This window comes from Caulobacter sp. B11 (genome assembly GCF_002737765.1).
Lineage (GTDB): Bacteria > Pseudomonadota > Alphaproteobacteria > Caulobacterales > Caulobacteraceae > Caulobacter.
Window position 1 is genome coordinate 1 of sequence record NZ_PEGG01000078.1, and the last position, 7,685, is coordinate 7,685.

Consider the following 7,685-nt stretch of genomic DNA (forward strand, 5'->3'; position numbering starts at 1 on the left):
GCCGCGCTCTCGCACCCGGGTGACCTGGTCCAGATCCAGTTCGACGGCGATGACCTCATGGCCCGACCCCGCCTGATGAAGAACCTCGCCGCCGGGCCCGAACACGCCCGACAGGCCAACGCCCAGTTGGCCGGCGGTATTGATGTCGACGAAATAGACCTGATTGGTCACCGCGCTGGCGCGGGCGACGGCCAGTTCGGCCTCTCGGTCGATGGTGTTGGTCATGCCCGGATGGATGATGACCTCCGCCCCCATCCAGGCCAGGGTCCGGGTCGTCTCCGGGAACCACATGTCGTAGCAGATCGACAGGCCGAACCGGCCGACACCGGGCACGTCGAAAACCACGAACTCGCTTCCGGGAGTCACCCCCTGCTCATAGGGCAGGAAGGGGAAGATCTTGCGATAGCGCGCCACGACCTGACCGGTCGGGTCAATCACCGGGGCGGTGTTATAGACCCGCCCGCCGTCCGCCTCGAACAGTGAACCGGGCACCAGCCAGACCCCGGCCGCGCGCGCGGCGGCGCACATCTTGGCCTCCGCTTCGCCAGGCAGCGGCTGGGCGTGGGCGATGGACGCGCCGAACACGGACAGTTCGCCGAGCACCACCATATCGACCCAGGGCAGGCGCGCCTTCACGGCCGCGATCTCGGCCGCGATGCGGTCGCCGTTGTCGCCCTTGCCAAGCTGCAGTTGAAGACCGGCGATACCGATAGGGCGCATGGGAACTCTCTTGGTCGGGCCAGGCGGCCCTTGGACCCTTAGAGTGACCGCCCGAGCCGCTGGCCCATAGCGCCAGTCGCAGGCCGAGTATGGAGCCAGATTGAGGCCCTATTGCATCTAGAGGGAGAACTGGCCCCAAGGACTCAAGGGAGGTCCGCGCGGCGAATGACGGCCGAATCCACCAGGCGGCCGCCGGCGTCGAACCAGCCGATACGGTCTCCGGTGATCGTCGTCATCAGCCGGGAGGTCTCGCCATAGCTCCACCGGTTCCACTGGCGGCACCAGAAATCGCCCTCAACCCACCAACGGCCTTCGTCGCAGTCTTCGTTGGCGTAGCCGGCGCGGCCCGACATCTGGCCGCCGGGCAGCAGCTCGATCGTGCACGGGTCGCCATAGACCGTCTTGCACAGCAGCACGGCGCCGGACATCGCGGTCTCCAGCGCCGGGCCCGCCAGATGGGCGCTGGCGGTATCGGGAAAGGCATGGGCCGTCCCCGGAAGATCCCGCATCAGGTCGGCCAGGGCCGCCACACCCTGGCGGATGCGGTCCAGGGGCAGACTGGTGACTCCCAGTCGGAAGATGTTCCGGGGTGCCTTGCCCTCGGCGAAATAGGGGCCGACCGGCTCGATCAGCACGCCCCGCCGCTCGGCCTCGGCCGCGAACGCCTCGACGTCGAGATGGTCAGGGCCCCGCACCCAATAGGTGGCCCCGCCGCGCAAGGGCGCGATGGCCACGGCGTTCTGGAGATAGTGATTGAGGGCGTCGCGCAGCGCCGTGCGGCGCTCCCGGAACAGCCTGCCCAGGCGCATCATCGTCGCATCGTAATGGCCCATGGCCAGAAAATGCGCCGCCGTGCGCTGGTTGTTCAGGGGGGGATGCCGGACCGCCAGGTGACGCAGCCGGCGCGCCTCGGCGATCACGTCGGCGGAGGCGACCATGAACCCCAAGCGCAGTCCCGGCCCGAGCACCTTGGAAAAGCCGGCCACATAGATCACCCGGTCATCGCGATCCAGGCTCCGAAGGGCCGGACAGGCCTCGTCCAGATAGTTGGTCTCGCAGGCGAAATCATCCTCGACGATGATCAGATCGCGCGCCGAGGCCTTCTTCAGCAGGGCTTCCCGGCGCGCCTGGGTCATCATCACGCCGGTGGGAAACTGATGGCTCGGCGTGACATAGACCAGGTCGCAGTCGTCAAGCCGTCGGTCGACCACCAGTCCCTCGTCATCGACCGGCTGGTGAACCAGTCGCGCCCCGCGATCCATGACCAGTCGGCGCAGGTCAGGGTAGCCGGGGTTCTCGACGGCCACGACGCTGGTCCTGTCGATCAGCATCTGGCTGACCAGGGCGAGCGCCTGCTGGGCGCCGACCGTGATCAGGATCTCGTCCGGCCGGGCCTGAATCCCGCGCCGCGGCAAGACCTTGGTGCGGATCTCCTCGATCAGCATCGGATCATCCGCGTCGCCGCCGTCCATCGACCACTGGCTGATCTCGGCCAGGGCCAGCGCCTGGCGACTGGCCTCTCGCCACTCGGCGACTGGAAACAGCGAGGCGTCAAAAAGACCGTCGATGAAGGGATAGGGGTATTGCCGCCAGTTGGGCGAGCGTCGCGCGACCGGCTCATCGCCCTCGCCCGACTTGAAGCGCTCGCGCCAACGCGAGGACGGCGCCGGCTCGCGACGGCCCGCGACGGACTGAACCGCCGTCACGCCGCGCAGCATGTCGTGATCGACATAGATGCCGCTGCGTTCGCGGCTGACGAAAAGCCCTTCGTCGAGCAGCTTCTGATAGGCCAGGGTCACCGTATTGCGCGCCACCCCCAACTGGGCCGCAAGTCCGCGAGAGGACGGCAGGCGCTTGCCGGGCGGGAAAGCTCCAGCGCAGGCGGCCTCGACCAGCTTGCGCCGCACCTGATCCTGGAGACTGAGATCGCTGTCGGGATCAAGAAATAGAAGCGGCCTGGACATGGCCCGATCCTGGCTCGTCCATATCCGCCGTGTCTACTCAGCCCCCATAAAAAAGGGGCGGTTGTCCTTGTTTAATGTCCAATCCGGACGATCCCGCCATAGGCGCAGAAGCCGCGCCTTGGAGGCTGAACGGGCCAAGGCCCCTACCCGCCCGGATGCAGTCCCGGCGCCTCCTGGCCCGTGCGGCTGACATATTCGGTATAGCCGCCACCGTATTGCTGGACGCCCTCGGGCGTCAGTTCCAGCACGCGGTTGCTCAGGGCCGCGAGGAAATGGCGGTCGTGCGAAACGAACAGCATGGTGCCCTCGAAGTCCGCCAGAGCCGCGACCAGCATCTCCTTGGTCGCCATGTCGAGGTGGTTGGTCGGCTCGTCAAGGACCAGCAGATTGGGCGGATCGAACAGCATCCTGGCCATGACCAGGCGGGCCTTCTCGCCGCCGGACAGGACGCGGCAGGGCTTTTCGACATCGTCGCCGGAGAAGCCGAAACAGCCCGCCAGGGTACGCAGAGCGCCCTGCCCGGCCTGGGGGAACGCGCTCTCCAAAGACTGGAAGATCGTCTCTTCGCCGTCCAACAGATCCATGGAGTGCTGGGCGAAATACCCCATCCTGACGCTGGCGCCGATATTGACCGCGCCCTGGTCGGGCTTGGTGTCGCCGGCCACCAGTTTCAGCAGGGTCGACTTGCCGGCGCCGTTGGCGCCGAGGACGCACCAGCGTTCCTTGCGGCGCACCAGGAAATCGAGGCCCTCATAGATCGGCTGGGCGCCATAGCCCTTGTGGACATTGCGCAGGCTGATGACGTCGTCGCCCGACCGCGGCGGGCTCTGGAACTCGAACTTGACCGCCTGGCGACGGCGCGGCGCCTCGACGCGGTCGATCTTGTCGAGCTTCTTGACCCGGCTCTGGACCTGGGCGGCGTGCGAGGCGCGGGCCTTGAACTTCTCGATGAAGTTGATTTCCTTGGCCAGCATGGCCTGCTGGCGTTCGTACTGGGCCTGGCGCTGCGCCTCGCTGAGCGCGCGCTGCTGGTCGTAGAAGTCCAGATCGCCCGAATAGGTAATGAGCGAACCGGCGTCGATCTCCACCACCTTGCCGATGATGCGGTTCATGAAGGCGCGGTCGTGCGAGGTCATCAGCAGGGCGCCGTCATAGGTCTTGAGGAAGGCCTCAAGCCAGATCAGGCTTTCCAGGTCGAGGTGGTTGCTGGGCTCGTCCAGCAGCATGCCGTCGGGCCGCATCAGCAGGATGCGGGCCAGGGCCACGCGCATCTTCCAGCCGCCGGACAGCAGGCCGACGTCGCTCTCCATCCGTTCCTGGCTGAAGCTCAATCCGGCCAGCACCTCGCGGGCTCGCGCGTCCAGGGCGTAGCCGTCCAGCTCCTGGAAACGTTCCATCACCTCGCCATAGCGTTCGAGGATGGCGTCCAGTTCATCGGCCTTGTCCGGATCGACCATGGCCGCTTCCAGCTCGGCCATTTCGCTGGCCAGGGCGCTGACGGGGCCGACGCCGTCCATCACCGCGGCGACCGCGCTCTGGCCGGCCATTTCGCCGACATCCTGGCTGAAATAGCCGATCGTCATGCCGGCATCGATCGCGACCAGCCCGTCGTCGGGTTGCTCCTGACCGGTGATCATGCGGAACAGCGTCGTCTTGCCGGCGCCGTTCGGGCCGACGAGCCCGACCTTCTCACCCTTCTGGATGCCCATCGAGGCTTCGATGAACAGGATCTGGTGGCCGTTTTGCTTGGAGATATTGTCGAGGCGGATCATGGGGGGCTGCTAACCCGGGCGGAAGCAGAACGCCAGCCCTGGCGCCATCTCGCCCGCGCGACTTTCGGTCCCTCCCCCCGCCCACGCCCGCGTTGACGCTGCCGCGAGAGCGGCGCACGATGGCTCAAACAAACGTTCGAGGGAGAAACACCATGGCCGACGGGGAGCATCATCCACGCGCCGAATTCCACGCCATGGTCGATGGCACCCCCCAGGACTGGGGCATCATCGCCGAGGCCTCGGCCGAGTTCGGTCGCGAACTGCCCACGCGGCTGATCAGCCACCTGTCCCTGCTCAAGGGCGACTGCGGCGGTTTCGCGATCGACCGCCTGGACCACAGCCTGCAGACCGCCACCCGCGCCTTCCGTGACGGTCGCGACGAGGAATATGTGGTCTGCGCCCTGCTGCACGACATCGGCGACATCCTGGGTCCGCGCAATCACGCCGACATCGGGGCCGCCATCCTCCAGCCGTTCGTCTCGGAGGAGAACCACTGGATGGTGGCCCATCACGCCATTTTCCAGGGCTATTACTTCTTCCACCACCTGGGCCTGGACCGCGACATGCGCGATCAGTTCCGCGGCCATCCCAGCTTCGAGCACACGGCGGTGTTCTGCCACCGCTATGACCAGGAGGCCTTCGACCCGGCCTATGACACCATGCCGCTGGAGGCCTTCGAACCGATGCTGCAGCGGGTGATGTCCACCCCCAAGCGCTCGATCTATCTGCGCAAGCCAGAGGTCGAGGCGGCCGAATAGGGCCAGCCTTGAGGGCCACACACGCCCTTCACGCCCCTTGGGAAAAGCGTGCGTGTCCCTCAGTGCCCGCGATCAGTTCACCCGCACGGCCTTGACGCCCAGCTTGGCAAGTTCGGCTTGGACGCTATCGGGACCGGTCAGGTGTCCAGCCCCCACGGCGACGAAGCTGACGCCCGATCCGGCCAGCTTGGTTTTCAGCTGCCGCGCCCAGTCCTGGTTCCGGCTGACGATCAGCAGCTGATAGAGGGCCGGGTAGTCGCCCTTCATCTCGTCGATGAACAGGCTGTCGAGGACCTTGGTGTCGCCCTTGGCCCAGCCGTCGACCATGGCGTCGATGCGCTTGGGGCCCGCATCCACCTCGTCCAGGGTGGCCTTGAGCATGGCCACTTCCTGGACCGGCGACAGGCCGGCGAAGAAGCCCAGCTGCTGCTCGGCCGTCTCCAGCGCGCCCACCGTCTTGCCGGCCGTCTTGGCCTCGGCCGACATCACGGCCTCGACGCCGCTCTTGGGATCGTAGCCCGCCTTGATCAGGGGGGCCATCGAGACCGTGATCGCCGCCAGCCAGGGGCGCATCGGCTCGACGCCCTGCGGCGGAATGCCCAGGCTCTGGGCCGCCGCTATCAGTCGCGTATTGGTCTCGGCGTCCAGCTTGCTCGACAGGGGCGCGGCTTGGTCGACGCCATATTTCAGGATCAGGGGCTGCAGGTCGGCAGGGTTTTCGGGTTGCTGGATCTCCATGACCAGGTCGCCGGACTCGGCGAAGGCCTTGTTGATCGCGGCCGAACGCCACTGCACCTCTGGCTTGAGCACATGGACCGTGCCGAACAGGTAGATCGTCGAGTCCTTGTCCTTGATCGCCCAGAGCATGGGCTCAGCGACGGCGGGGACGGACGCGGCCGCCAATGAAGCCAGGGCGACAAGGCCCAGGGCGAAACGGCGGGCGGGGCGAAGCATCGAAGGGATCATGGGAAGGTCTCCAAACAAGGGGCTATTGCAGGAACTGTTCGACCTGGGCGGCGAAGGCCTCCGGCTGGTCGAGCATGATGAAGTGGCGGGCGTTGTCGATGCGCGCCAGGCGCACGCCCTTCAGCGGCGCATAGGCGGTCGCATAGATCGGGTCGGCGGTCTCGGCGCTCTGGCCGGTGGTCGGGTCCAGCGGATAGAGCATGGTGGTCGGGGTGGTGATCGCCGCCACCTCGCCGCGCATGTCGGTGGTCAGGACGTCATAGAAGGCCTGACTGAACACCTTGCGGTCCGAGGCGATCGACCAGGCCACGGCGGCGGCCTGGCCCTCGGGCGACCGGACCAGGCGCGGCATGGTCATGGCCTGCTGGCCGGCGAAGGCGTCGGCGGCCATGGCGATGGTCGCGTCGCGGATCATCGTCGCCTGGGGCCGCACGGCATCGACCGTCACCCCAGGGCCAAACAGCACGCCGTAGAAGGGCAGGCTGTCGACGATCATCAACCGGCCGACATCGGCGGGATGGCGGCGGGCCAGCATCAGGCCGGTCAGGCCGCCCATGGAATGGCCGATCACCGCGGGGCCTTGAGCCCGTTGGCGCGGATATAGGCGTCGACCGCCTCAACCAGGGGCTCGACCACCGGCCCCTCGGCATTGGCCCCGGGCGCGGCCCCGGCAAAGCCGGCGACCTGCAGCACATGAACCCGGTAGCGACCCTCCAGCTGGCGCGCCGTGGCGTCCCAGACAGAGGCGGATGATCCCAGGCCGGGGATCAGGATGACGTCGGGGCCCTGGCCCCTGACGTCGGCGGTGAAGCGGGCGGCGGCGGCCGAAGGAACGGCGACGGGCGCGGCCTGGGCCTTGGCCAGGGCGAAGCCCACGGTGCAGGTGAACAGGGCGCAGGCGATCACTGACCGGGCCAGGAAGGAGCGGCGGGACATTGTAGACCTCATTGTGATGGGAAAAGGCTGAAGCGGCGACGCCGGGCGCGGCGCTCAGGCCTCATCCTGGAAGATGGTTTCGATGGGCAGGCCGAACAGACGGGAGATCCGGAAGGCCAGCGGCAGGCTGGGATCGTACTTGCCGGTCTCCAGGGCGTTGATGGTCTGGCGGGAAACCTCCAGCCGGTCCGCCAGATCGGCCTGGCTCCAGTCGCGCTCGGCCCGCAGGACCTTGAGGCGATTTTTCACCGATACCTCCGGCTGACAAAGGGCTGAGCCAGGCCGAAGCTGGCGCAGAACAGCGGGAAGATCAGATAGAGCGGCGGATGCGGCAGCAGATCGGCGTTCTCGAGAAAACCCCAGATCGTGCAAAGGGTTATGGTCACGCCGATGCCCCAAAGCATGGATTGGCCAGGGTTGCGCGCAGAAACTCGTCGGTCTCCTCGACCATGTAGAGCCCATGGCGACGATGGCGCCGATGATCGGCACGGCCGGAGCCACGGCGACGATCCAGACCAGCAGGCCGCCAGGCTCAAGATGGCGCAGGATGTACATCGAGCCGAACAGGA

At 67.0% G+C, this 7,685-nt stretch carries 9 protein-coding genes; 1 reads left to right on the forward strand and 8 read right to left on the reverse strand.

The annotated features are described in order from the left end of the window. The 3 genes from CSW58_RS04785 to CSW58_RS04795 form a co-directional block, all read right to left on the reverse strand. Positions 1-720 (reverse strand): carbon-nitrogen hydrolase family protein (locus tag CSW58_RS04785; RefSeq protein WP_099446518.1); only part of this gene is annotated, 720 nt, incomplete at its 3' end. A gap of 143 nt (positions 721-863) precedes the next feature. Next, a complete protein-coding gene (locus CSW58_RS04790) occupies positions 864-2,684 on the reverse strand; it encodes a PLP-dependent aminotransferase family protein (RefSeq protein ID WP_099446519.1) in 1,821 nt (606 codons plus the stop codon). Between the two features lie 143 nt (positions 2,685-2,827). Then, positions 2,828-4,456 (reverse strand): ABC-F family ATP-binding cassette domain-containing protein, encoded by a 1,629-nt coding sequence (locus CSW58_RS04795; RefSeq protein ID WP_099446520.1) that lies wholly within the window; start codon positions 4,454-4,456, stop codon positions 2,828-2,830. Between the two features lie 152 nt (positions 4,457-4,608). Between CSW58_RS04795 and CSW58_RS04800 the strand changes: the two genes are divergently transcribed. Further along, positions 4,609-5,214, forward strand: a complete 606-nt coding sequence (locus CSW58_RS04800; protein ID WP_099446521.1) for an HD domain-containing protein — start codon at positions 4,609-4,611, stop codon at positions 5,212-5,214. 72 nt (positions 5,215-5,286) lie between these two features. Here the strand turns inward: CSW58_RS04800 and CSW58_RS04805 are convergent, their stop codons facing one another. The 5 genes from CSW58_RS04805 to CSW58_RS14000 are packed head-to-tail and all read right to left on the reverse strand — an operon-like array spanning position 5,287 to position 7,502. After that, positions 5,287-6,180 carry a TraB/GumN family protein gene (locus CSW58_RS04805; protein WP_099446522.1) on the reverse strand — a complete coding sequence of 298 codons (894 nt, stop codon included), beginning with the start codon at positions 6,178-6,180 and terminating at the stop codon, positions 5,287-5,289. Between the two features lie 22 nt (positions 6,181-6,202). Further along, positions 6,203-6,751: an alpha/beta fold hydrolase gene (locus CSW58_RS16065; protein ID WP_369825075.1), complete on the reverse strand. Its 549-nt coding sequence runs from the start codon at positions 6,749-6,751 to the stop codon at positions 6,203-6,205. Beyond that, entirely contained in the window at positions 6,748-7,116 is a 369-nt protein-coding gene (locus CSW58_RS16070) for an alpha/beta fold hydrolase (RefSeq protein WP_369825077.1), read from the reverse strand. The genes CSW58_RS16065 and CSW58_RS16070 overlap by 4 nt, the downstream gene beginning before the upstream one ends. 54 nt (positions 7,117-7,170) lie before the next feature. After that, the gene (locus CSW58_RS04815; RefSeq protein ID WP_099446523.1) at positions 7,171-7,365 is read right to left on the reverse strand and encodes a helix-turn-helix transcriptional regulator; all 195 of its coding nucleotides are present in this window, start codon (positions 7,363-7,365) and stop codon (positions 7,171-7,173) included. Continuing rightward, the gene (locus CSW58_RS14000) at positions 7,362-7,502 is read right to left on the reverse strand and encodes a hypothetical protein (protein ID WP_161494563.1); all 141 of its coding nucleotides are present in this window, start codon (positions 7,500-7,502) and stop codon (positions 7,362-7,364) included. Before CSW58_RS14000 ends, CSW58_RS04815 begins: the two co-directional genes overlap by 4 nt. Positions 7,503-7,685 lie beyond the last annotated feature (183 nt).

What these genes read in the sequence shown, in the direction of transcription:
- CSW58_RS04790 (WP_099446519.1), bottom strand. Translation starts at nt 2,684, where the DNA reads ATGTCCAGGCCGCTTCTATTTCTTGATCCCGACAGCGATCTCAGTCTC.
- CSW58_RS16070 (WP_369825077.1), bottom strand. Translation starts at nt 7,116, where the DNA reads ATGTCCCGCCGCTCCTTCCTGGCCCGGTCAGTGATCGCCTGCGCCCTG.
- CSW58_RS04795 (WP_099446520.1), bottom strand. Translation starts at nt 4,456, where the DNA reads ATGATCCGCCTCGACAATATCTCCAAGCAAAACGGCCACCAGATCCTG.
- CSW58_RS04800 (WP_099446521.1), top strand. Translation starts at nt 4,609, where the DNA reads ATGGCCGACGGGGAGCATCATCCACGCGCCGAATTCCACGCCATGGTC.
- CSW58_RS04805 (WP_099446522.1), bottom strand. Translation starts at nt 6,180, where the DNA reads ATGATCCCTTCGATGCTTCGCCCCGCCCGCCGTTTCGCCCTGGGCCTT.